Origin of the sequence: Listeria ivanovii subsp. londoniensis (assembly GCF_000763495.1) — a bacterium.
Lineage (GTDB): Bacteria > Bacillota > Bacilli > Lactobacillales > Listeriaceae > Listeria > Listeria londoniensis.
In genome coordinates this window covers 1,484,944-1,509,475 of record NZ_CP009576.1, presented here as the reverse complement: position 1 = coordinate 1,509,475, position 24,532 = coordinate 1,484,944, and the positions used below count along the sequence as shown (strand labels likewise).

The window sequence follows — 24,532 nt, the reverse complement described above, 5'->3', positions numbered from 1 at the left end:
TTTATAACTTCTCCATTACTGTCTCGGCTCGCTCCCATTCTGGAAAAGAATCTAGAAAAGCAAGTACTTCCCTCGCTTCTTTTTCAGCTTGGGTGTGCGAGGCAGATACGACAGCAAAGCTAATTTCAGCTCGCTGCCATAAATCCTGATAATCCGTTTCGGCAATAGAGATATTGAATTTTTGTTTTGCTCTCGTTAAAATTCGTTTCAGTATAGCGCGTTTTTCTTTGAGGTTTTGTGGTTCCTGCATGAAAAATTCACTAATGACTGATTGAATCATTTTCTTTCTATTTCTTCCATAACGTATGCTTCAATTACATCGTCTTCTTTAATATCATTGAAGTTTTGTACTGTAATACCACATTCATAACCTTTTGCTACTTCTTTTGCATCATCTTTAAAGCGTTTTAGTGTAGCAATTTCACCTTCGAAAACAACGATTCCATCACGGATAATACGGACGCCACTATCACGAGTAATTTTACCATCTGTTACGTAACAGCCAGCAATTGTACCCACTTTAGAAACATTGATTGTTTGGCGCACTTGTGCTTGACCGATAATTTTTTCTTGGAATTCTGGATCAAGCATCCCTTTCATTGCTGCTTCAATTTCATCAATTGCTTTGTAGATAACGCGGTGCAGACGAATATCTACACTTTCATTTTCTGCTGCTTCACGCGCTTGTGTTGTTGGACGAACGTTGAATCCAATCACAATAGCGTTAGAAGCTGCTGCTAAAGTAATATCTGATTCATTGATTGCTCCAACTGCAGTATGAATGATTTTTACGTTAACGCCTTCTACATCAATTTTACGAAGGGAAGCAGCAAGTGCCTCTACAGAACCTTGTACGTCTGCTTTGATAATAACATTAACTTCTTTCATTTCGCCAGCTTTCATATGTTCAAATAAGTTATCTAAGCTTACGCGGTTAGTAGCAGAACGTTGCGCTACTAATGCACGACTAGCACGAGTCTCCCCAATACTTCTGGCTGTTTTTTCATCTTCAAACACAACGAAACGATCGCCTGCTTGTGGCACATCATTTAAACCAGTAATTTCAACTGGTGTGCTTGGTCCGACTTTTTTCACGCGACGACCTAAATCATTGACCATAGCACGGACGCGACCAAATGTATTACCAACTACAATTGGATCACCAATGTTTAGTGTTCCGTCTTGCACTAGTAAAGTTGCAACTGGACCACGACCTTTATCAAGTTCTGCTTCAATAACAGAACCAATTGCGCGACGGTCTGGATTGGCTTTTAACTCTTCTACTTCTGATACAAGTAAAATCATATCTAACAAGTTTTCAAGTCCTTCACCGAATTTAGCTGAGATTGGTGCAAAAATGGTATCGCCGCCCCAAGCTTCTGGAACTAACTCATACTCTGTTAATTCTTGCATAACACGGTCTGGATTCGCTTGTGGTTTATCAATTTTATTTACAGCAACAATAATCGGCATACCAGCTGCTTTAGCGTGGTTAATAGCTTCAATTGTTTGTGGCATTACTCCATCATCTGCTGCAACAACTAAAATGGTAATATCTGTGATTTGAGCACCACGAGCACGCATCGCTGTAAAAGCAGCATGTCCTGGAGTATCAAGGAAAGTAATTTTTTTGTCGTGAATTTCTAATTGGTACGCACCAATATGTTGAGTAATCCCACCTGCTTCTCCTAAAGTAACTTTTGTATTACGAAGGGAATCCAGTAACGTTGTTTTACCATGGTCAACATGTCCCATGATAGTAACAACTGGCGGACGTTCGACAAGTTTTGATTCGTCGACTGTTTCATTTAATTCATTTTCGAAATAAACATCTAAGTCTGTTACATCGACTTTAATTTCTTCTTCTACGGCTACACCATAGTCGGAACAAATTAGTTCAATCGCATCTTTATCTAATGATTGGTTGATTGTTGCTACAACACCAAGCATAAATAATTTTTTGATTAATTCAGATGGTTCTCTGTATAATTTTTTCGCAAGTTCTGCTACTGTTAACGATTCACTGAAAACAATTTTTTCAGGAAGTTCTTTTGGTTTTGGCGGAGTCGGTGGAACTGTACTGTGATTTAATTTACCTTTTTTCTTGGTATTACGTCCTTTATTATTGAAGTTTCCTCCACGGTTTGGACGATTGTTTCCGCCTGGACGGTTAGAATTGCCGCCGCCTGGACGATTGCTATTATTGTTATTGCGTTTTGGTCCACTAGATTGTTGTTGTCCGCCACTAGTTTGTGTTTGCTTAGATGTGTTTGCTGGTTTGGTTGACGCTGGTTTTGCACCTTGGCTTTTGTTAGTAGTTGCAGGTTTTGTATTTTGGCCTGCTGGTTTATTTGGTTTATTCGATTTTTCATTACTATTTGTCATATTTGGTTTGTTTGGCCCCTTACTATTTCCATTTTCGTTGCTAGTCGTTTCTTTCTTAGGTGCTTCGGCTTTTTTATTTGTGCCATCAACGGCTTTATCTAATTGTCTTAAGGCATTTTCATTAATAGTGGACATATGGTTTGCCACTTCAATACCTAAGTCTTTAAGCGCCTCGATAACTTTCTTGCTTGATACTTGATGTTCTTTTGCATATTCATATACACGAACTTTACTCATGTCGTACACCTCCGTATAAGATTCAACCGAGTAATTCTGCTAATTTAACAGCAAATCCTTTATCAAGTATGGCAACTATTGCACGTGTGTCTTTGCCGATTGCACCCCCAATCATTTCCCGGGTACCGGCTTGTTTCACGACAACATGGTAATATTCGCACTTGTTGCGGATTGTTTTCTCGGTTTTTTCGGATATATCTTCTGAAATGAGAACTAGTTTTGCTTTCCCATTTCTAACTGCTTTTAATACTAATTCTTCACCAGTAGTAATTTTACGTGCGCGATTTGCGAGTCCTAATAAGGAAAGAGCTTTTTTATCCATTAGTAGGTTCCTCGAGAGACTTCACATAAGCGATTAGCTCATCGTAGAAAGACTCTTGTTCTGGCATTTTTAGTTGATGAAAGATAGCATTTTTCTTTTTTGCTTTTTCGCATGCTGCTACATTTTTAACGATGTAAAAACCGCGTCCAGGTGCTTTACCTGTAGGATCTATCGTAAGCGCTCCGTCTTTCGAATACGCAATACGAAGAAGTTCGCCTTTTGGCAAGCGTTCACCGGTAATAATACATTTTCGAAGGGGGATTTTCTTGTTACGCATGATAATTCTCCTTTTTAATCTTCATCTTCTGTAAAAGTTTCGCTTTCTGCTTCTTCTACTGGAGTCAAGTCTTCGTTATTACGAGGATAGATTCCTAGCTCAGTTGCAACAGTTTCGCTCTTAATGTCGATTTTCCAACCAGTTAACTTCGCTGCTAAACGGGCATTTTGACCACGTTTACCGATAGCTAAAGATAATTGGTAATCTGGTACGATAACAGTAGTTGCTTGGTCTGCTTCGTTAACAATAACATCTAACACTTTGGAAGGGCTAAGTGCATTGGCAACAAAGGTGAAAGGATCTTCTGACCATTCAACGATATCGATTTTTTCGCCTTTTAATTCGTTAACGATTGTTTGAACACGTGCGCCTTTTGGTCCGACACAAGCGCCAACCGGATCCACTTCTTCGTTTGCAGTGTAAACAGAGATTTTTGAGCGATCTCCCGCTTCACGTGCAACAGATTTGATTTCCACAACCCCATCATAAATTTCTGGAACTTCCATTTCAAAAAGACGTTTTAAAAGACCTGGATGTGTGCGAGATACAAATATTTGTGGACCTTTAGTTGTTTTTTCTACTTTAGTTAAATAAACTTTGATACGATCATGTGCATGGTATGTTTCATTTGGCATCTGCTCATTTTGAGATAAAATAGCTTCGATTTTACCCAGATTTACATAGATAAAACGAGAATCTTGACGTTCTACGATACCTGTCATAATATCATCTTCACGGTCGATAAACTCATCGTAAATGATACCACGTTCAGCTTCACGAACACGTTGCGTAACAACTTGTTTCGCTGTTTGTGCGGCAATTCGTCCGAAATCTTTTGGCGTTACTTCCAGCTCCACTACATCGCCAGGTTTGTAGACTGGGTTGATCTTGTGTGCTTCTTCCATTGAAATTTCAAGACGAGAATCAAATACTTGTTCTACGGCTTCTTTTCTTGCTAAAACTCGGATAGAGCCGTTTTCCATATTCAAATCTACTCGTACGTTTTGAGCATCTTTAAAGTTTCTTTTGTATGCAGATGTAAGAGCGGCCTCAATTGCTTCCACTAATACCTCTCTTGAAATACCTTTATCATGTTCTAACACATGAAGAGCATCTAATAATTCTGTGCTCATTTTTGATTCAACTCCTTATTCACTTTTTAAAATTGAATTGCTAATCTTGCTTTTGCTACTTTGTCTTTCGGAATTTCACAAGTAATTTTGCGCGTTTTGTCTGTAATAGTGATGACAAGTGTTTCCCCGTCAAAACTTTCTAGTGTGCCTTCCCACATTTTACGACCATCAATTGGTTCATAAGAAGTGACATGGACATATTTAGAAATCGCATTTACAAAATCTTGTTCTTTCTTTAGTGGACGTTCAGCCCCTGGTGATGAAACTTCTAGAAAGTAATTTTGGGTAATCGGGTCAGATTCATCCATTTTCTCACTGACTTTTTCACTTACAGCTGCGCATTCGTCAATATCTACGCCACCGTCTTTGTCAATAAAAATTCGCAAAAACCAGTTTGGTCCTTCCTTTTCAAAGGCAATGTCTACGAGCTCCAAATGAAGTTCGTCCGTAATCGGAGCAACAATCGCTTCTACTTGATCTAGTACTTTACTCATTTCAGCCTCCTTAAGAGATACGCTTTTCCAGCTAATTCGTCTCCTACTTCTGCCACTGGTGACTCTTTGGCAGATTTGCAAAACGAAAGCGTGGGCATTGGCCCACGCTTGGCTGAGTTATCGTAGTATTTCTTAAATAAGTTTATCACAAATTGTGACTACAAGCAAGTTTTGCCCTTTTTTAGAAGAGTGACAGTTGGTTTTGATCGGGTAATCCTTCTAAGCATCCTTGGTCATCCATGTATTGAATAATTGTTTTAGACACTTTTCCTCGTTGCTGTAAGTCTTCTTTGGACAAGAATTCACCATTTTCACGAGCTGCTACAATTTGTTTCGCTACGTTGGTTCCAAGACTTGGAATCGCATTAAATGGTGGGATAAGTGAGTCTCCATCAATAATAAATTCATCAGCAGAAGACTTATATAAATCTACTTTTTGGAAATGGAAACCGCGAGCAAGCATTTCATTCGCAATTTCTAGAACGGTTAATAGATTCTTTTCTTTCGTAGAAGCTTCCATTCCTTTATCATTCACTTCTTTCATCGTTGCTTTTACTGCTTCTTTTCCATTTACCATCGAAGTCAAATCAAAATCATCTGCACGAACAGTGAAATAAGTAGCATAGAAGTAGAGCGGATAATGCACTTTAAAGTAAGCGATTCGGACTGCCATGAGAACATACGCTGCTGCATGGGCTTTCGGGAACATGTACTTAATTTTTTTACAAGATTCAATATACCAAAGTGGAACATTGTTTGCCATCATCGCTTCTTCCATTTCCTCTGTTAACCCTTTCCCTTTCCGGACGGATTCCATAATTTTGAAGGCTAAAGAGCTTTCTAGACCTTGATAAATAAGGAAAACCATAATATCATCACGACAACCAATTACATCTGGAAGCTCACATGTTTTATTTTTAATTAGTTCTTCAGCATTCCCAAGCCAAACATCGGTACCATGAGATAAACCAGAAATCTGAACTAACTCAGAAAAAGTAGTTGGTTTGGTTTGTTCGAGCATTTGCCGTACGAAACGAGTTCCAAACTCAGGAATACCAAGTGTCCCTGTTTTAGAATCAATATCTGCTGGTTTTACACCAAGTGATTCAGTGGAACCAAATAATTTCATCACATCGGGATCATCGGTTGGAATTGTTTTTGGATCGATACCGCTTAAATCCTGTAACATCCGGATAGCTGTCGGATCATCGTGTCCAAGTATATCGAGTTTAAGCACATTATCATGGATAGAGTGAAAATCAAAATGAGTTGTTTTCCACTCTGAATCGGTCGCATCCGCCGGAAATTGTACAGGTGTGAAATCGTATACGTCCATATAATTGGGAATAACAATAATTCCTCCTGGATGTTGCCCAGTTGTCCGCTTAACGCCAGTACAACCAGCTACAAGACGATCAATTTCCGCCCCACGAATGGTCATATTCATATCTCTTTCATAATTACGAACATAACCAAATGCGGTTTTTTCCGCTACTGTACCAATTGTTCCAGCGCGAAAAACATAATCTTCTCCAAATATTTCTTTTGTATAAGCGTGGGCAACTGGTTGATAATCCCCAGAAAAGTTTAAGTCAATATCGGGTACCTTATCCCCTTTAAATCCTAAGAATGTTTCAAAAGGAATGTCTTGTCCTTCTTTTTGATAGGCTGTTCCGCAATGAGGACAGTCTTTATCTGGTAAGTCAAAACCAGAACCAATTGAACCATCGTCAAAGAACTCCGAGTCTTGACAATTGGGACAGAGATAATGTGGCGGAAGTGGATTTACTTCCGTTATTTCTGTCATTGTGGCAACAAAGGAAGAACCAACCGATCCACGTGATCCAACTAGATAACCATCAACAAGCGATTTTTTAACTAATTTATGCGAGATTAAGTAAATAACCGCAAATCCATGGCCGATAATACTTTTCAATTCTTTTTCAAGTCTCGCCTCGACAATTTCTGGTAATTTCTCACCGTATAACTGGTGTGCCATATTATAACTCATATTACGAACTTCATCTTCTGCACCATCAATTTTTGGTGTATAAAGTTCATCTTTAATCGGTTTTAGCTCTTCCATCCAGTCGACTACTAAATTAGAATTGGTGACAACCACTTCTTTTGCTTTCTCTTCTCCAAGAAAAGCAAACTCTTTTAGCATTTCATCGGTAGAACGGAAATGAACATCCGGTAGTTCTGCACGATTAAGTGGGTTAGCTCCACCTTGGGAATGAATCAAAATTTTACGGTAAATTTTGTCCACTGGGTCTTTGTAATGTACATTCCCTGTTGCAACTACTGGTTTCCCGGTTTTTTCACCGACACGAACGATATTTTTTAAAATTTCTTCTAATGCTTTTTCATCCCGAACAAGTTCTCGCTCGATTAATGGCGCATAAACTGGTTTCGGTTGAATTTCAATAAAGTCATAGAACTCTGCAACTTTTTCGGCAGCTAGCATCCCTTTTTGCATCATTGCTTCAAACAATTCTCCTTGGCTACAAGCTGTTCCAATAATTAAACCTTCGCGAAGTTTTTTCAGTTGAGAACGTGGGATACGTGGAACACGATAAAAATAGTTAATATTAGACATCGTAATTAATTTAAATAGATTTTTTAAACCAACAGCTGTTTGAGCATAGATAGTAGCATGGAAAGGTCTAGCGCGTTTATATGCATCTCCTTCTCCCATATAATCATTTAACGAATCATGGTAATCGATGTCGTGCATTTCTTTGGCATCTTTAATTAATTTCCAAGCTAGATATGCCGTAGCTTCGGCATCAAAAACTGCTCGGTGATGTTGTTCTAAAATAATATTGAACTTTTTCGTTAATGTATTTAAGCGATGATTTTTAAAGTGCGGATAAAGAAAACGAGCTAGCTCCAATGTATCTACTACCGCATTTTCTGCTTTTGGAATTCCTACTTTTTCATAAGCGGTATTGATAAATCCCATATCAAAAGAGGCATTGTGGGCCACTAAAATATCGTCGGCGCTCCATTCCTTGAATCGTTGAAGCACAACATCAATTGGGTCTGAACCTTTCACCATGTCATCCGTAATTCCTGTTAAATTAATCGTCGTTGCAGAAAGCGGGTGTCCGGGATCAATGAATGCTTCAAATTTATCAATGATTTCACCGTTTTTCATTTTTACTCCAGCTAATTCGATAATCGTATCATAAACAGCTGATAGCCCTGTCGTTTCCACGTCAAATACGCAATAAGTGGCATCTTTCAGTAGAATATGTTGGTCGTTATATGCGATTGGCACTCCATCATCAATCAAATTCGCTTCGATACCAAAAATAACTTTTAAGCCATATTTCTGCCCAGCCCCATATGCTTCCGGGAAAGATTGCGCTACAGAATGATCGGTAATCGCAATCGCTTTATGGCCCCAATCCGCAGCTTGTTTGAAGAGTGAATCAACAGAAGACGTCGCATCCATTTGGCTCATTGGTGAATGTAGATGTAGTTCTGCGCGTTTTTCTTCCGCTTTATCAAGACGTTTCACTCCAGCGATTTCATTTATATCTTGCGCCATCATAATCAAGTCCCGAACAAAAGTATCATTTTGAACACTACCGCGAACTTTCACCCACATGCCTTTTTTTAAATTTTGAAACATTGCTGCATCTTCATTATCACGGGAAAACATTTTAATAATCATCGAGCTAGTATAATCGGTAATTTTAAATTGTAAAAGGCTACGACCACTGCGGAGCTCTCTAATTTCCGTTGCAAAAATCAAACCTTGAACTGTGATGCGTCGTTCTTCATCGTAAACATCTCCTAGGCGTTTGATTTCCTCATCATCTTTAATTTTATAGCCGATTTGGAATGGACCCGAAAGCGGTGTTGCAGCGGTACTTCCATTTTGGGCCTCTACTTGACGTTTTTGCATTACTTGAACTGCCTCGGCTGCTTTTTTCTGATCTTCTTCTATTTTTGCTTGTGCAAATGCTTTATATTCTTCTGTTTCAGATTGGTCTAAAATATGTGTTTTCAGCGCCAAACGTGGAAACCCGGCACTTCCATAACTTTCAATAATTTTTGCTTGGAATCTTTGTTGAATAGTTGTTTCTTCCATGTCATTATGCACGGCAATCTCCATAAAATGTGGTTCCTTAAATGTAGGCTTTTGTTCTAAGAGCAATTTGCCAATCATAGGAGATTGTTTACTAATTGGCTCTACAATTAAATTCCAATAGTCTTGAATGAGTGTCTCGTTAATGGTTTGGTTTTCAGGGACTATTTGCATTTCTGTTGTGGCGATTTCACTAAAAGCTCGTTTCATTCCAACGTCCATCATATGGAAAAGCGCCGCTGGAAAAATTTGTGGGACATGCAAATGGAATTGCCATGTCTTATTTTTTTTATCAGCTACTAGTTTTTCTATTTTAGCTTCTTTTGTAAATTCCTCATAAGTAACTACATCTTCTAAGCCAATTTGTGTCATTAGCAGCTGAAATCGCTCTTGTTTTTCTTCCTCTTTAGCAGTCATTCCGAATAACACCCCTTTATCCAAATTTATAAAAGCCAGATGTCCCTCATAACCCGTTTATAGTAACGAGAAAAAGTTTCATCTGGCACAAGTTACATGTAATTATTTATCTCCAAAAAGAATCGGTAATGTATTTAAAAGTTCATCTTGACGAACTTCAATCATTTCACCAGTTTTTCTGATTTTCACTTCAACAATGCCTTCTGCCGCTTTTTTACCAACTGTAATACGAAGTGGTAAGCCAATTAAATCAGCATCCGCAAATTTGACACCTGCACGTTCGCCGCGATCATCAATTAACACGCTATAACCAGCTTGTTGTAATGACACATAAAGTGTTTCGGCAAATGCAACTTGCTCTTCACTCTTCATATTAACAGGAATCAAATGTAAATCAAATGGGCTAATTTTCTTATCCCAGACCAAACCATTTTCATCATTTGATTGTTCAGCAATTGCGGATAAAATACGAGAAACACCAATTCCATAACATCCCATAATAATAGGTTGAGCTCGACCATTTTCATCTAAAATTGTAGCGTTCATTGCTTGGCTATATTTGGTTCCCAACTTGAAAATATGCCCAACTTCAATTCCTTCAGCAAATTTGATAACACCTTGACCATCAGGAGATAAATCGCCTACTTGAATCATGCGTAAATCAAAATAGCTAGTAACTTCAAAATCGCGAGTTGGATTTACGTTTACATAATGGAAGCCATCTTCATTTGCTCCCGCTACTGCATTAACTATATCTTTAACCGCATTGTCAGCAAAAATACGAACATTTTCAGGAACACCAACTGGTCCAAGTGAGCCAAAATTAGCACCTAGTATTTCAATTGCTTTGGTTGGGTCGACAAGTTCAACATTTGTAGCATCTAAAGCATTTTTGATTTTAATATCATTAACTTCATGATCGCCACGAACAAGAACCATGATTACTTCTTCATCCACTTGATAAAGCATTGATTTCATTGTCTTTTCAATTGGAACTTCTAAAAATGTCACAATATCGGCAATCGTTTTTTGATTTGGTGTTGTTACTTTTTCTAGCTCTTTTTCTAGCTCATGTGATTTTTTCTCCATATGTAATACTGGAGCCATTTCGACATTCGCTGCATAATCAGAAGCATCACTGTAAGCAATGGTATCTTCACCAATCTCAGATAATGCCATAAATTCTTTTGTTTCTTTTCCGCCAATAGAACCAGAATCAGCAATAACAGATCGGAACTCTAAACCACATCGGGAGAAAATATTGGAGTATGCTTGGTGCATTAAGTCATACACTTCGTCCAAACTCTCATTCGAAGCATGGAACGAGTAGGCATCTTTCATAATGAATTCGCGACCACGTAATAATCCAAAGCGGGGACGTTTTTCATCACGAAATTTTGTTTGGATTTGATATAGAGTTAGTGGTAAGCGTTTATATGATTTTATTTCATCACGTAATAGTGCAGTTATAACTTCCTCATGGGTTGGCCCAAGTGCAAAATCACGCGCGGCACGATCCTTTAAGCGCATAAGTTCTGGACCATAATCACTCCAGCGACCTGATTCTTGCCAAAGTTCTGCTGGTTGAAGTGCAGGCATTAGTAATTCTGCCGCTCCAACAGCTTCTAATTCCTCACGAATAATTGCTTCAATTTTTCGTAATGTTAAAGTGGCAAGTGGTAAATAGCTATAAATGCCACTTGCTGTTTGTCTAATAAAACCAGCACGAAGAAGTAATTGATGACTCTTTACTTCCGCATCCGCTGGGACTTCTTTTAATGTTGGTATAAATGTCATCGTTTGACGCATTTAAAAACACCCCTTTTTCCCTTTTTATTTATATTTAGAAGAATGCTCGTTGGATATCATTCCAAGTCACAAGTATCATTAGCACCATCAAAAGAGCAAATCCAGCAAAATGGATAATTCCCTCTTTTTTTGGATCAATCGGTTTTCCGCGGACGAGTTCATAAAGAAAGAACATGAGGCGTCCACCATCTAGAGCTGGTAATGGCAGTAAATTAACGATTCCTAAATTAATACTTAATACCGCTGTCCAGTTTAGCACCGTCATAAAGCCGTATTGAACCACTTGTTGCGTGCTGGTATATATACCGACTGGCCCATTAAGCATATCTAATGAAAATCCACCAGTAAACATATTTCCAAGTATCGTAAATATCTGGACAATCCAATTCCAGGTTTGCGTAAATCCATTCGTTATTTTGGCGGTAAAAGAGCTATCCATCGGTGTTTCTACACCAATTTTACCAACCTCCTTGCCATTTTCTTTTTGCGTTTCAGGTTTTACATCGATATCTTGTGTTTTACCATCACGTTCTACTTTGAAATCCAGTGTTTTTCCCGGGTTTTCGGAAACGTTTTGCACAATATCTGCCCAAGAATTCGTCGCCTTCCCATTAATAGAAAGAACTTCATCTCCTTTTTCGAGACCTGCCGCCGCTGCTGCACCATCAGGAAGAACATTTCCAAGTGTATTATCCGTACTTGGAACCCCTCCTTGAACAAATGCAAGGGCTGTGAAAATTAAAATAGCGAGAATGAAGTTAAATAAAGGTCCTGCAAAAATTGTCATTGCACGGTTTCCTAGTGATTTCGCATTAAATGAACGGTCATACGGAGTGACCATCGTTTCGATTTTCCCATCGATAACAAGGGCATTTCGCTCTACTTGATAACGCACTTTTTTCGTATCATCATAATCTTCATAGCCTTCGATGAAAAGTTCTTTTTCTAAATCACAAGCAGATACTTCAATCGGCTGTGCATTCACATACTGATCTTTCCCATTGACGATAATCTTTTTAACAGTCTCTTCCGGTGTAAGCTCTAATCCTACTCGGTAACCTGGTTTTAGTTCAATTTCTTCGCCATCTTCTCCAGCCATCCGCACGTATCCGCCGATTGGTAATAAGCGAATTGTATACTGAGTTTCTTTTTTTCGATAAGCGAAAATCTTCGGCCCAAACCCAATTGAAAAGTCTTTTACCATAATTCCAGCACGTTTTGCAAACAGAAAATGCCCTAGCTCATGGAAAAATACAATTAGTCCGAATACGAAAATAAAAGCAATAATAGTTGTCAAAATAGTTTCACCTCTATAAAAGTGTCTTTACATACGCACGAGTTTCTTTATCCACCTGCAAAATAGTATCCAAATCAGGGTTCGAAATACTACTATGCCGATTCATTGCATTTTCGACAAGTGCTTCAATATTATAAAAAGCTACTTGCCCATTTAAAAATCCAGCTACAGCAATTTCATTTGCCGCGTTCAAAACGGTCGGCATCGTTCCACCTATTTTACCAGCATTATACGCGAGTTTCAATGCCGGAAATCTTTCATAATCCACTTTTTCAAAATGAAGCGCAGAAAAATCAGTTATCCGGAACTCATTTTCAAACGGTATATAGAATCTATCCGGGTAAGTAAGCGCATATTGAATCGGAATTCGCATATCAGGAGTTCCCATTTGAGCGACGAAGCTTCCATCGACGAATTGAACCATTGAGTGTACGATACTTTCACGTTGAATGACAACCTCAATCTCCCCATAGTCCACTCCAAATAGCCAGTGCGCTTCTATTACCTCTAGTCCTTTATTAAACATCGTTGCAGAATCAATGGTTAATTTGTTTCCCATATTCCAATTAGGATGTTTCAATGCTTCTTTAACCGTGACTTCACTTAATTGTTCCCGCGATTTGTCCCGAAAACTTCCACCACTAGCTGTAAGAATAATTTTCTGGATTCTTTCAGGATTTTCTCCGTTTAATGCTTGTAAAATAGCCGAATGCTCACTATCCACTGGTAATAATGATATATTTTTTTCTTTGGCTGCATTCATTACCAAATGTCCTGCTGTAACTAATGTTTCTTTGTTGGCAATGGCGATAGTTTTTCCTGCTTCAATCGCATCTAGTGTTGGTAATAATCCTACACTTCCCATTACAGCATTCAATAAGATGTCACTATCTGGGTAGGTTGCTACTTCCCTTAGTCCATCCAAGCCATTAAAAACTTTGATATCTGGAAATTCAGCTTCAAGCGTTAATTTATCACGTGAATGCCACACCGCTACCATTTTTGGCTTAAATTCTTGAATAATTGCCCGGCCACGTTCTATGTTGCGCCCAAAACTCAGAGCGACCACTTGAAATTTAGCTGGATTATCTCGAACAATCGTTAAGGTTTGCGTACCAATCGAACCAGTTGCTCCCAGTAAAATAATTTTTTTCATTATCCCATCTCCAATTAAATAATTTGAAGTATATGTAGCAGTGGTAATACGAACAACAAGCTGTCAAATCTATCTAAAATGCCGCCATGTCCAGGTAAAATTTTCCCTGAATCTTTAACACCGTAAAACCTTTTTAGAGCAGATTCAACTAGATCTCCCAGTTGTCCAAAAGCAGATAAGAACACGAGTAGAGTTAGAATTACAAGGATATTTCCAGGTAACCCGACGAAGTAATAAAAACCACCTGCAATAACAAGAGCGCAAATAATTCCCCCAATAAAGCCTTCTATTGTTTTATTTGGGCTTACATTTGGAGCAAGTTTATGTTTTCCAATCGCTTTTCCAATAAAATAAGCCCCCGTATCGGTCGACCAGACAATAAATAATGCAAATAACACATACATTAAACCCGCATCACGAGTTAATGCTAAGTAGTGGAAGCCAAAACCTGTATAAAAAGCAGCAACCATACTAATCCCCACTTGATCAAAATGGAATTTATTTCGAGAAAACACCGTATAAGCGAGTAACAATGCCATTAAAAGAAAAATAATTTCCATTTCTGTAATATGCAGTTTTGCTAAAAAGTCCAAATATCTATCTGGGACGACAACTAACCACATCAGTAATAAAGTGACTATTCCATTCACCGAAAAAATCCGTTGTTTTGTCATTATAAGTACTTCATAAAGAGCAATCGTTGCAAGTAATATACTTAATAATTCAAATGGAATTCCCCCGTAAATAACAAAAGGAATAAAAAATATCAGCGCAACAACTGCAGTAATAATTCTTGTTTTCAATCCTATTTCCTCCCTAGAGCCCTCCAAAACGACGCGATCTGTTTTGATATTCAATAATCGCTTGTAAAAAATCTTCTTTTGAAAAATCAGGCCAATGTGTATCTGTAAAATAAAATTCGCTATAAGCAAGTTGCCATAGCATAAAATTACTCAGTCTAAGTTCTCCACTTGTTCTTATTAATAAATCTGGATCCCCAAGTCCACTACTCATCAAGTGGTCATTCAATATCTCTTCTGTTAAATCATCTACTGACTTACCTTCTAAGATTAGTTCTTTTACTGCTTCTTTTGTTGCCGTAATAATTTCTGAACGGCCACCATAATTCAAAGCAAAATTAAGTGTTAGTCCTGTACAATGTGCTGTGTCAGTAATTGCTTTTTCAACTGCACGCATCGTATGGTTAGGTAAATTTTCTCTATACCCCATCACATTAACACGAACGTTTTCTTCTATCAACTCTGGTACAAAAGAGTCAAAAAACTCTACAGGTAGTTTCATTAAAAAATCCACTTCATCTGTAGGTCGTTTCCAATTTTCAGTTGAAAAAGCATAGAGGGTCAAAACGTCGATACCTATTGCATTTGCGTATCGAGTAACACGTTTTACTACATCCATACCTTCTTTATGCCCAGCAATCCTTGGTAAGAAACGTTTCTTTGCCCATCGCCCATTTCCATCCATAATAATAGCTACATGGCGCGGGATTGGCAAATCTTCTGCAAGTTCACTATTTAATATATTTTCTTCTTGTCGAAATAGCTTTTTAAACATCATAAATCCTCCAATTGATACACTTCTTAGAGCATGTCTATACCTATAATAACAAAAAAGAATCAATTAATGTACTAAAAATTCCATGTGAACAGATGAGAGTTTCATGAGAGAGATGGAATTGGCCATTAAAAAACATTCCTAACCCAACACATATGGAAAGAATTAGGAATGTCATTTCAACTTAAAAGGATGCTATCTTATTTGTTACTACTAGTAAAAGTATCAATTAAACTTCTAAGATTTCCGCTTCTTTGTCTTTCGTGATGCTATCGATATTTTTGATGCTTTCATCTGTTAGTTTTTGTACATCTTCACCATATGAACGTAAATCATCTTCTGTGATATCGCCATTTTTCTCTAATTTTTTCAAGTCTTCATTTGCTTCACGGCGGATATTACGAACTGCTACTTTTGCTTCTTCCGCTTCTTTTTTCACTTCTTTAACAAGCTCTTTACGTCGCTCTTCTGTTAATTGTGGAATAGATAAGCGTAAAACAGAACCATCATTATTTGGTGTTAAACCAAGATCTGATTTTAAAATAGCTTTTTCGATTTCGCCTAAAATAGTTTTATCATATGGAGTAATAAGTAACATTCTAGCTTCAGGGACACTGATAGAAGCCATTTGATTGACAGGTGTTGGTGCCCCGTAATAATCCACAGTTAAACGATCTAAAAGTGAGGCATTAGCACGACCAGCGCGAATTGTTCCAAGTTGTCTAGTTAATGCTTGCTCTGCTTTTTCCATTTTTTCTTTTGATTTCGATAATACTTCTTTACTCATTATTTTTTCCCCCTAACAGTAGTTCCGATTTTTTCACCTAAAATAACACGTTTAATATTGTTACCCTGCTCTGTAAACGAGAAGACAATTAATGGAATGTCATTGTCCATGCTGAGTGATGAAGCCGTAGTATCCATTACTTCTAAGCCTTCTTTAATAACATCAAGGTAGGATAATTCTTCATATTTTTTCGCATTTTCATCTAGTTTTGGATCAGCATTGTAGACACCATCTACATTGTTTTTCGCCATTAAAATAACATCCGCTTCGATTTCGGCCGCTCTAAGTGCTGCTGCTGTATCCGTGGAGAAGTATGGGTTACCTGTTCCACCAGCAAATATGACTACGCGACCTTTTTCAAGATGACGAATTGCTTTACGACGAATGTATGGCTCTGCAATTTGACGCATATCAATCGATGTTTGTACTCGTGTAGCAACTCCAATATTTTCAAGAGAATCTTGCAAGGATAAAGAATTCATGATAGTTGCAAGCATTCCCATTTGGTCAGCTGCTGCCCGGTCCATTCCCATTTCACTACCAAGTTTACCACGCCAGATATTTCCGCCGCCGACAACGATAGCAACCTCTACTCCTAATTCTACAACTTCTTTGATTTGAGCAGAAATCAAATTGACTACGCTCGGGTTAATTCCAAAGCCATCATTTCCGGCAAGTGCTTCACCGCTTAATTTTAATACAACTCGTTTATAATCTGGGGTATCCATAATAGCCTCCAATTTCATATTCTATTCATAGATAGAAAAATTCTCTATCCACCATTATCTATTCTACTAAAAAGCTGGCTATTACAAAAGTGTTTTCTACTAAAAAATGAAAAAACATTTTAAATGTAGCGAAATCGCCCCTATTTTACAATTTTACACTTTCATTTTCAAATTTACTTAGCTAAAATTCATAGAAATTCTTTTTTTGTAACATATAGTACTAACTTTTATGATAAAATAAAACTATTATAGAGATAAAATTTGAACTAAAACGACAAAACACACGGGAGATTTGCTTTAAATGGTTAAATGGAACAAAATTTATACATATAGTGAACAGATTGAGCAATGGGATAAGCAATCAATTATAGAAATGCCAATGAATAGTGAGTATCAAGGTTATTTTTTCTTGCTCCCTAAAAAAATGGTCTTTTCTATTTCGGAAAAATTCAGTTATTTTTATTTTCCAAATACCTGGAAATTTCAATTAAAGAAACATACAGAAAAAAAAGTGATTGATGCAGAGGAAATGATGCTCGCGTTCGACAAAGAAAACAAGGAGATTTCAAAGTCTTTTCATACCAAAAAAGTGAATGATACAATCATAAAAGTCCGAACGCATATACCTAAAAAATTGGAAAAAGATGTGGTAATTAACAATGACCTTATTAGATGATCAACAATTAGCCTTAGATAAATTAGAACAATATAAAGTTGGTGCCTTATTTATGAAACCCGGTGCTGGGAAAACCAGGGTTGCTTGCGAATTAATTAAAGATGTAGAACCGGATTATGTTCTTTGGCTCACTCCTTTCCAGACGAAAGATAACTTAGCAAAGGAAATAGGCAAATGGGACTACCAATTCCCGCAAGATATTGTTGGAATTGAATCTCTCTCTAATTCAGATCAACTTTACCTCACTTGCCGAGATAAACTTAAGAAAGCTAACAATAGTTACATTATTATGGATGAAAGTTTGAAAATAAAAAATAAAAATGCCCTTCGAACACAAAGAGCAATCAAACTTTCTCGCTTAGCAAGCTATAAATTGATAATGAATGGAACACCTTTAAGTCGGAATATATTAGATTTATGGTCACAATTAGAATTTTTGTCACCCAAAATACTAAATTTAACTTTTTCACAATTCAAAAAAACATTTTGCGAATATGTCACTATTACGCAATTAACTGAAACAAATAAGCAGTCCATGGATATTATTAAACAATACCATAATTTAGAATATCTCTATAAATTAATCACACCTTTTATTTTTTCTTCATCCATAGATTTAAAAGTAGATTGGCATTATATTCGTCATGATTATTCAATTGATGAAGCTCTTTTAAAGAAATATTATGAACTAAAAGAGGATTATCTAAAAAAAGCAGCTGCTTATACGATTAATATAAACTTTCTAGAAATGTCCCAAGTCATGCAACATTGTTATTGCCTTTCTTCAGAAAAATTCACCATCACGGAATCTTTAGTCAACGGTAAAGAAGATACAACTATCATTTTTTGCAAATACAAACGATCCGAAGAAGCACTCCTAAAAGCATTTCCAAATGTGAAAGTAACCACTTTTGCAAAATCTTCTTACGGACTTAACCTACAAGCCTATAACCAAATTATTTATTTTGATAAAACTTTTGACTACTCGCAGCGTGACCAGTCTGAACGGCGGATTTATCGAACGGGACAAGTAAATGATTGTTATTACCATGACTTAAGCGGCAATGTTGGACTTGATCATATTATTGACAGTAATATATCCAAAAAAACCAATTTATTACAAGAAATAAAAAAAGAACTTTCTCAAAAAAACTCCTTTGAGGTGATTATGAATGCATTCTAAAACAGTTCTTGATGCTTCCCAAGAAAGATTAGAGGTGGTATTTTCTGAATTCGATAATATTATCGTCTCTTTTTCAGGCGGAAAAGATAGTGCCGTCATGCTCCAACTCGTCATTGATTATATGCGAAAACACCAAATCCGCAAAAAAATTTATGTTTATCATTTAGATTACGAAGGACAATATACTGCAACCACAGATTTTGTAACAAAAATACTCAACAGTAACTTAGACCTAATTGAACCTGTTTGGTGTTGTCTCCCTATAGCAGCACAGTCAGCCGTTTCGATGTTTACCGACCACTGGATACCTTGGGAAAAATGCAAACAAGATATTTGGGTAAGAGATATGCCCGAATTTCCTTTTGTCATTAATGAAGATAACGCTCCTTTCGACTTCGATTTCCAGGGGATTTGGGATTATGAATTTAATCGAAAAATTATTCATTGGTTACACAAAAAAACTGGCGCGAAAAAAACTATTGCATTGATTGGAATTCGACAACAAGAATCACTAAATCGTTATAATGCCATCCATAAAAAAGAACGAATGTATCAAACACACAATTGGACAACAGAAATCGCGAATAATATTTATAATGGCTACCCTATTCATGATTGGTTAGTCGATGATATTTGGATTGCTAACGCCAAATTCAATTGGAATTATAACAAAATTTATGATTTATTTTTTCATGCTGGTTTAACCATCAGCGATATGCGTGTTGCTAGTCCATTTAACGATGCCGCCACCGAAAGCCTTAAATTATATCGCGTTATTGAACCAGATCTATGGTCGAAGCTTGTTGGCAGAGTAAATGGAGCCAATTTCACTGCGATTTATGGAGGTACTTCAGCGATGGCTTGGAAAGAAATTAAATTACCAAAAAACCATACTTGGAAGTCCTATTTAGAATTTTTACTTACAACTTTGCCATGCTACACTAGAGAGCGTTATTTAAAAAAATTTAAAACAAGTATCAACTATTGGACCGAAACGGGCGGTGCTTTAAAAGTTGAAATAGCAGAAGAATTAAAAAGTTTAAATGTACAAGCAGACTTCCTTGGCACTCCAAAAAATAATCGAACGTATACAAATAAAATGGAAGTTGTTCGCTTTAAAGAATATCCAGATGACCTAAAAATTAAAGAATTTTCAAGCGTTCCTACATATAAACGGATGTGTATCGCCATTTTAAAAAATGATTATTCTTGCAAATATATGGGATTCGGTCAAACAAAACTGGAACTTGAAAAGCGAAAGAAAGCACTAGAGAAATATAATAATATCCTTTGAGGTGATATAATGAACTACAAAAGTCCTGTTTATAACGTTATCCCTGTCCACTACTCCAAACTTCAAGCAAATAATTACAACCCGAACACGGTTCCTGCAACTGAATTAAAATTACTAGAAAAATCCATTTGGGAAGATGGGTTCACACAACCACTCGTTTGTTACCCTTTAGAAGATTCAGGCAACTATGAAATAATCGATGGCTTTCATCGGTTTACAATCATACAAACATCTAAACGCATTCGAGAAAGAGAAAACGAAATGGTTCCAGTTGTTATTCTAGAAAAAAATGTCGTCAACCGGATTGCCTCTACTATCCGGCATAACCGAGCTCGCGGATTTCATAATGTAGAGCTAATGTCGAATATTGTAGGCGAATTAGCGGATAGCGGTATGTCTGATAACTGGATTATGAAAAATATCGGTATGGATGCTAATGAAATCTTACGTTTAAAACAAGTGAGTGGACTCGCTCACCTCTTCTTAGATAAAGAATTCAGTCAAGTATCTGATTAATTTTAGGGAGAAGGATTAAAATGAAAGAAAATAAATATGATAATCAGCATTTCTTTGAACAATACAGTCAAATGCCCCGTTCCAAAGAAGGTCTAAAAGCTGCTGGCGAATGGCACGAATTTAAAAAGTTACTTCCTGATTTTAATCAAAAAACAGTTCTTGATTTAGGTTGTGGTTTCGGTTGGCACTGTATTTACGCCGCTGAACATGGCGCAAAAAAAGTGGTAGGAATAGATTTATCTGAACGAATGTTAACGGAAGCACGACAAAAAACAACTTCACCTGTTATTAGTTATCAACAAAAAGCGATTGAAGATATTAAGTTAGAACCCAAAAGTTACGAGGTTGTTTTAAGTTCCCTTGCACTTCACTATGTAGCTGATTTTACTAGCGTTTGCCAAAAAGTACACACTAATTTAAAACAAAATGGCGCATTCATTTTTTCTGTAGAGCATCCCGTATTTACAGCAGAAGGCTCACAAGCTTGGATCACGGACGAACAAGGAAATAAGTTATTTTGGCCTGTAGATCATTATTTTGATGAATCATTACGCACAACAAACTTCCTAGGTGAAGAAGTTCAAAAGTATCACCGTACATTAACCAGCTACATCCAAATCTTAATTGAAAATGGCTTTCAAATTAAAAGTATTATTGAACCACAACCAGCACCTGAATTAAAAGATTTACCAGAAATGCAGGAGGAATATCGTCGTCCAATGATGCTTATTATTTCAACCATTAAAATTTAAAAAAGGAGTGACGACTTGATAGATAATAGCTTGTATAATTCACTCAAACTAACTAATTATCAATTACCTCAAAATTTCAAGAAAGCAGAAAAAATGATAAATACTTTCTTAACGTATTTATCATCTACTGACAGCAAATTAAGAGATAAAATAGCCTACAGTATTTTTTCAGAATGGCTCTATACAAAAGATAATTTATCCTATGAGCAGAAGATGATTATATATTCTTACGCTTTGAATGAAAAAAATCTTTTTTATAAAATTAAATCTATCGAAAATGATGCTGTTTTTCAACGATCATTCCTAACTCTAATTATCGCCTTACTCTTATCTAATAATAAAGTGCATAATTTCTTAACAGCCAAAGAAGTACAAAGAATATATATATCATTGACTCAATTACTTGCAACCGAAAATGATACTCGCTCATTTGTAGAAGGAAAAGGTTGGGCGCATTGTATCGCTCACATAGCAGATGCTTTAGATGAGTTAGTTTATCAGATGTCAATAAAAAACAAAGAAGTAACAATTATTATGGACAACATAAGTAGTTTTTATAAAAGAAACTACACCATTTTGACCGGTGAAGAGGATGAACGATTAAGCACAATAATAATTACAGCACTCACCTTACAAAAGTTAAGTTACACAGAAGTAAAAAATTGGCTGATCTCCATCTCAGAAAATATACCTATAGTTAGTCCAGAAATTCCATTGATAAATATTAAACAGTTTACACAAACTTTATTAATAAAATTATCTATTTTAGAATATGATGTAAAATTTAAAGACTTTCCATTATTAACTCGATATATTTAATCATAATAAAAAACCCTTCAACATTAGTTACTACTAATTTCGAAGGGTTTTACATTGTAAAATATTATTTCTTCGCTTTTTTTGGTTTTTCTTTTTCTTGCTGTTTGTTCATCGCACTCATCATTTGGTTAATTTTCTTTTGTGATGGTTTTTGACCCATTTGAGCCATCATCATTTGTAACATTTGTTCGTTAATTGGCGGATTGTTTTTTAAATAGCTCATCATGTAACGTCTCGCAATAAAAAATCCTCCCGCAAGACCAGCTAGCAAACAAATAATGCCGACAAGAATGTAAATCCACATAGTCTCTTTTCTCCTCCTTGAAACAAAATCCTCTTTTATTGTACTTGATTTATATTAAACAGACAATACTTTTCATTAAATCATATTATCTTGATCAATTTAGCAATAAAAGCTTCAAACAACCTCGTAATTATATCATTAATGCCCTTACAGCGCAATCAATTATCCCAATAAAAAACAGGTCACTCTAGAAAAACTAGCAGCGACCTGTTTCTATTAATTAAAGTGATTTCACTGTATTTACAACATTTTCTACTGTAAAGCCATAATTATGAATCACCGTTTCCCCTGGAGCAGATGCACCAAACTTGTCGATTCCAATTACTTTTCCATCTAAACCAACATAGCGTTCCCAGCCAAAGCTGGCTCCCATTTCCACTGCTACACGTTTTCTAACAGCGGTTGGTAAAACACTTTCTTTATATTCTGCTGATTGTTGTTCAAATAGATCAAATGAAGGCACACTTACAACAGATACATCCGTTCCCCCAGCTAGAAGTTCTTTTTGTGCTTCAACAGCCAAGTTTACTTCAGACCCGCTTGCAAGAATGATTGCATCTGGTTGTTCTTTAGTAGCTGGCGAGATGACATAAGCACCTTTTTTAACACCGGCTGCGGCTAATTTAGCAGAATTTGGTAATGTTGGCAATCCTTGACGAGTGAGTACAAGTACATGCGGAGTAGAAGTAGCAGTAATTGCTAATTTCCAAGCCTCTACAACTTCATTTCCATCAGCAGGACGGATAACAGAAAGTCCTGGCATTGCACGCAGACTAGCAAGTTGCTCAATAGGTTCGTGAGTTGGTCCATCTTCCCCTACCGCGATACTGTCATGCGTCATTACGTAAGTTACAGGTAGATGTTGAATTGCCGATAAACGAATTGCTGCACGAACATAATCCGAAAAGACAAAGAATGTTCCACCATAGACTTGTAAGCCACCATGAAGAGCCATACCATTTAGAGCAGCACCCATTGCAAATTCACGAACTCCAAACCAAATGTTACGTTCAGCTGGCGTTGCTTTTGTAAATTCACCGTCTGTTTTAATAGTTGTATTATTAGAACCAGCAAGATCAGCAGAACCCCCGAATAGAGTAGGTACTTTTGCAGCTAGCGCATTGATTACTTCTCCGCTAGAGGCCCGACTAGCCAATGCTTTTGAGTCATCGTACACAGGCAACTCAGCATCCCAATCAACTGGTAATTTATTATTCAAACTATCTTCTAATTGTTTAGCAAGCTCCGGATATTTTACTTTATAAGAAGCAAATAATTCATTCCAAGCTGCTTCCGCTTTCTCACCGCGTTCCCCAATCGTTTCTTTAAAACGAGCAGTTACTTCTTCAGGAACAAAGAATTTTTCTTCGTAGTTCCAACCGTATGCTTTTTTCGCTGCTAGTATACCTTCTTCTCCTAGTGGAGCACCATGCACTTTGCTAGTACCTTCGTTTGGAGCCCCAAAGCCAATCACGGTTTTCACTTCAATCATTGTTGGTTGTGATGTATTTTGTTTTGCTTTTTCGATTGCTGCTAAAATTTCCGCTGTGTCATTGCCATCTTTTACAAGCAAATGTTCCCAGCCATAAGCTTCAAATCGTTGTTTCACATTTTCAGAAAAAGATTTATCTAAATCACCATCAAGTGAAATATCGTTGGAATCATATAAGAGTACCAGTCGACCTAATTGTTGGTGACCAGCATAAGAAGCCGCTTCAGAAGCAACACCTTCCATCAAGTCGCCATCACCACATAGTGCATAAGTATAGTGATCCACTACATTAAAACCATCTTTATTATACTTCGCTTCTAAATGTCGTTCTGCCATCGCCATACCAACTGCCATTGCAATTCCTTGACCAAGCGGGCCTGTTGTCGCATCTACTCCATCCGTATAACGATATTCCGGATGTCCTGGAGTTTTGCTTTCCCATTGACGGAAGTTTTTCAAATCTTCTAATTCTAATTTAAAACCACTTAAATGTAGCAAACTATACAAAAGCATGGAACCATGTCCTGCTGATAGCACAAAACGGTCACGGTTAAACCAGTGGGAATTCTTCGGGTTAGTATTTAATACACGAGACCAAAGCGCGTAGGCCATTGGTGCTGCTCCCATAGGTAATCCTGGATGACCAGAATTTGCTTTTTGAATTGCATCAATTGATAATGTACGAATTGTATTTACTGCTAAAGTATCTGTGTTATCGAACAAATGAAACATCCTCTCTTCAATATAATTTTAACTACTTTTAATAATAAGCCTAAAAAC

At 36.9% G+C, this 24,532-nt stretch carries 22 protein-coding genes; 6 read left to right on the top strand and 16 right to left on the bottom strand.

What is annotated here, in order from left to right; genetic code table 11:
* Position 1: 1 nt before the first annotated feature.
* The 14 genes from JL53_RS07410 to pyrH all read right to left on the bottom strand — a co-directional run bounded on the left by JL53_RS07410 (position 2) and on the right by pyrH (position 16,716).
* On the bottom strand, positions 2–280 hold the full coding sequence (locus JL53_RS07410) for a DUF503 domain-containing protein (RefSeq protein ID WP_003719599.1): 279 nt from the start codon (positions 278–280) through the stop codon (positions 2–4).
* Complete coding sequence (gene infB / locus JL53_RS07405; RefSeq protein WP_038407235.1) at positions 277–2,622, bottom strand: translation initiation factor IF-2; 2,346 nt, start codon at positions 2,620–2,622, stop codon at positions 277–279. The genes JL53_RS07410 and infB overlap by 4 nt, the downstream gene beginning before the upstream one ends.
* A 22-nt stretch (positions 2,623–2,644) precedes the next feature.
* Entirely contained in the window at positions 2,645–2,944 is a 300-nt protein-coding gene (locus tag JL53_RS07400; protein ID WP_038407234.1) for a YlxQ family RNA-binding protein, read from the bottom strand.
* Positions 2,937–3,221: an RNase P modulator RnpM gene (gene rnpM, locus JL53_RS07395; RefSeq protein ID WP_003719596.1), complete on the bottom strand. Its 285-nt coding sequence runs from the start codon at positions 3,219–3,221 to the stop codon at positions 2,937–2,939. The genes JL53_RS07400 and rnpM overlap by 8 nt, the downstream gene beginning before the upstream one ends.
* A gap of 14 nt (positions 3,222–3,235) precedes the next feature.
* Positions 3,236–4,354 (bottom strand): transcription termination factor NusA, encoded by a 1,119-nt coding sequence (nusA, locus tag JL53_RS07390; RefSeq protein WP_038407233.1) that lies wholly within the window; start codon positions 4,352–4,354, stop codon positions 3,236–3,238.
* Positions 4,355–4,380: 26 nt separating this feature from the next.
* Positions 4,381–4,848 (bottom strand): ribosome maturation factor RimP, encoded by a 468-nt coding sequence (gene rimP / locus JL53_RS07385; RefSeq protein ID WP_003719593.1) that lies wholly within the window; start codon positions 4,846–4,848, stop codon positions 4,381–4,383.
* Between the two features lie 181 nt (positions 4,849–5,029).
* Positions 5,030–9,364, bottom strand: coding sequence for a PolC-type DNA polymerase III (locus tag JL53_RS07380; protein WP_038407232.1), 4,335 nt, complete (start codon positions 9,362–9,364; stop codon positions 5,030–5,032).
* Positions 9,365–9,466: 102 nt separating this feature from the next.
* Complete coding sequence (locus JL53_RS07375) at positions 9,467–11,173, bottom strand: proline--tRNA ligase (RefSeq protein WP_038407231.1); 1,707 nt, start codon at positions 11,171–11,173, stop codon at positions 9,467–9,469.
* Between the two features lie 34 nt (positions 11,174–11,207).
* The gene (gene rseP / locus JL53_RS07370) at positions 11,208–12,470 is read right to left on the bottom strand and encodes an RIP metalloprotease RseP (RefSeq protein ID WP_003719590.1); all 1,263 of its coding nucleotides are present in this window, start codon (positions 12,468–12,470) and stop codon (positions 11,208–11,210) included.
* 13 nt (positions 12,471–12,483) lie between these two features.
* A complete protein-coding gene (gene dxr, locus JL53_RS07365) occupies positions 12,484–13,626 on the bottom strand; it encodes a 1-deoxy-D-xylulose-5-phosphate reductoisomerase (RefSeq protein ID WP_003719589.1) in 1,143 nt (380 codons plus the stop codon).
* A gap of 14 nt (positions 13,627–13,640) precedes the next feature.
* Positions 13,641–14,429 carry a phosphatidate cytidylyltransferase gene (locus JL53_RS07360; RefSeq protein ID WP_003719588.1) on the bottom strand — a complete coding sequence of 263 codons (789 nt, stop codon included), beginning with the start codon at positions 14,427–14,429 and terminating at the stop codon, positions 13,641–13,643.
* 13 nt (positions 14,430–14,442) lie between these two features.
* Positions 14,443–15,201, bottom strand: a complete 759-nt coding sequence (locus JL53_RS07355) for an undecaprenyl pyrophosphate synthase (RefSeq protein WP_038407230.1) — start codon at positions 15,199–15,201, stop codon at positions 14,443–14,445.
* 229 nt (positions 15,202–15,430) lie between these two features.
* Positions 15,431–15,988 carry a ribosome recycling factor gene (gene frr / locus JL53_RS07350; RefSeq protein ID WP_014092706.1) on the bottom strand — a complete coding sequence of 186 codons (558 nt, stop codon included), beginning with the start codon at positions 15,986–15,988 and terminating at the stop codon, positions 15,431–15,433.
* On the bottom strand, positions 15,988–16,716 hold the full coding sequence (gene pyrH / locus JL53_RS07345) for a UMP kinase (RefSeq protein WP_003723449.1): 729 nt from the start codon (positions 16,714–16,716) through the stop codon (positions 15,988–15,990). Before pyrH ends, frr begins: the two co-directional genes overlap by 1 nt.
* Before the next feature lie 301 nt (positions 16,717–17,017).
* Between pyrH and JL53_RS07340 the strand changes: the two genes are divergently transcribed.
* From JL53_RS07340 to JL53_RS07315, 6 genes are read left to right on the top strand one after another with little or no spacing between them, the layout of a single operon-like run.
* Entirely contained in the window at positions 17,018–17,392 is a 375-nt protein-coding gene (locus JL53_RS07340) for a hypothetical protein (RefSeq protein WP_003719583.1), read from the top strand.
* Positions 17,376–18,575 (top strand): SNF2-related protein, encoded by a 1,200-nt coding sequence (locus tag JL53_RS07335; RefSeq protein ID WP_038407229.1) that lies wholly within the window; start codon positions 17,376–17,378, stop codon positions 18,573–18,575. The genes JL53_RS07340 and JL53_RS07335 overlap by 17 nt, the downstream gene beginning before the upstream one ends.
* A complete protein-coding gene (locus tag JL53_RS07330; protein WP_038407228.1) occupies positions 18,565–19,869 on the top strand; it encodes a DUF3440 domain-containing protein in 1,305 nt (434 codons plus the stop codon). The genes JL53_RS07335 and JL53_RS07330 overlap by 11 nt, the downstream gene beginning before the upstream one ends.
* Before the next feature lie 9 nt (positions 19,870–19,878).
* A complete protein-coding gene (locus JL53_RS07325; RefSeq protein ID WP_003719580.1) occupies positions 19,879–20,385 on the top strand; it encodes an IbrB-like domain-containing protein in 507 nt (168 codons plus the stop codon).
* A gap of 20 nt (positions 20,386–20,405) precedes the next feature.
* Positions 20,406–21,137 (top strand): class I SAM-dependent methyltransferase, encoded by a 732-nt coding sequence (locus tag JL53_RS07320; RefSeq protein WP_038407227.1) that lies wholly within the window; start codon positions 20,406–20,408, stop codon positions 21,135–21,137.
* A 15-nt stretch (positions 21,138–21,152) separates the two neighbouring features.
* Entirely contained in the window at positions 21,153–21,956 is an 804-nt protein-coding gene (locus JL53_RS07315) for a DUF2785 domain-containing protein (protein WP_038407226.1), read from the top strand.
* A gap of 64 nt (positions 21,957–22,020) precedes the next feature.
* On the opposite strand, the gene JL53_RS07310 is transcribed toward JL53_RS07315, so the two are convergent.
* Together JL53_RS07310 and tkt are read right to left on the bottom strand one after the other, a co-directional pair.
* Positions 22,021–22,260: a YneF family protein gene (locus tag JL53_RS07310; protein WP_003723442.1), complete on the bottom strand. Its 240-nt coding sequence runs from the start codon at positions 22,258–22,260 to the stop codon at positions 22,021–22,023.
* 220 nt (positions 22,261–22,480) lie between these two features.
* Positions 22,481–24,475, bottom strand: a complete 1,995-nt coding sequence (tkt, locus tag JL53_RS07305) for a transketolase (protein WP_038407225.1) — start codon at positions 24,473–24,475, stop codon at positions 22,481–22,483.
* Positions 24,476–24,532: the final 57 nt, after the last annotated feature.

Excerpts from the sequence above, each read along its gene's own strand:
- JL53_RS07410 (WP_003719599.1), bottom strand. The coding sequence starts at position 280 with ATGATTCAATCAGTCATTAGTGAATTTTTCATGCAGGAACCACAAAAC.
- infB (WP_038407235.1), bottom strand. The coding sequence starts at position 2,622 with ATGAGTAAAGTTCGTGTATATGAATATGCAAAAGAACATCAAGTATCA.
- JL53_RS07400 (WP_038407234.1), bottom strand. The coding sequence starts at position 2,944 with ATGGATAAAAAAGCTCTTTCCTTATTAGGACTCGCAAATCGCGCACGT.
- rnpM (WP_003719596.1), bottom strand. The coding sequence starts at position 3,221 with ATGCGTAACAAGAAAATCCCCCTTCGAAAATGTATTATTACCGGTGAA.
- nusA (WP_038407233.1), bottom strand. The coding sequence starts at position 4,354 with ATGAGCACAGAATTATTAGATGCTCTTCATGTGTTAGAACATGATAAA.
- rimP (WP_003719593.1), bottom strand. The coding sequence starts at position 4,848 with ATGAGTAAAGTACTAGATCAAGTAGAAGCGATTGTTGCTCCGATTACG.
- JL53_RS07380 (WP_038407232.1), bottom strand. The coding sequence starts at position 9,364 with ATGACTGCTAAAGAGGAAGAAAAACAAGAGCGATTTCAGCTGCTAATG.
- JL53_RS07375 (WP_038407231.1), bottom strand. The coding sequence starts at position 11,173 with ATGCGTCAAACGATGACATTTATACCAACATTAAAAGAAGTCCCAGCG.
- dxr (WP_003719589.1), bottom strand. The coding sequence starts at position 13,626 with ATGAAAAAAATTATTTTACTGGGAGCAACTGGTTCGATTGGTACGCAA.
- JL53_RS07355 (WP_038407230.1), bottom strand. The coding sequence starts at position 15,201 with ATGTTTAAAAAGCTATTTCGACAAGAAGAAAATATATTAAATAGTGAA.
- frr (WP_014092706.1), bottom strand. The coding sequence starts at position 15,988 with ATGAGTAAAGAAGTATTATCGAAATCAAAAGAAAAAATGGAAAAAGCA.
- pyrH (WP_003723449.1), bottom strand. The coding sequence starts at position 16,716 with ATGGATACCCCAGATTATAAACGAGTTGTATTAAAATTAAGCGGTGAA.
- JL53_RS07340 (WP_003719583.1), top strand. The coding sequence starts at position 17,018 with ATGGTTAAATGGAACAAAATTTATACATATAGTGAACAGATTGAGCAA.
- JL53_RS07335 (WP_038407229.1), top strand. The coding sequence starts at position 17,376 with ATGACCTTATTAGATGATCAACAATTAGCCTTAGATAAATTAGAACAA.
- JL53_RS07330 (WP_038407228.1), top strand. The coding sequence starts at position 18,565 with ATGCATTCTAAAACAGTTCTTGATGCTTCCCAAGAAAGATTAGAGGTG.
- JL53_RS07325 (WP_003719580.1), top strand. The coding sequence starts at position 19,879 with ATGAACTACAAAAGTCCTGTTTATAACGTTATCCCTGTCCACTACTCC.
- JL53_RS07320 (WP_038407227.1), top strand. The coding sequence starts at position 20,406 with ATGAAAGAAAATAAATATGATAATCAGCATTTCTTTGAACAATACAGT.
- JL53_RS07310 (WP_003723442.1), bottom strand. The coding sequence starts at position 22,260 with ATGTGGATTTACATTCTTGTCGGCATTATTTGTTTGCTAGCTGGTCTT.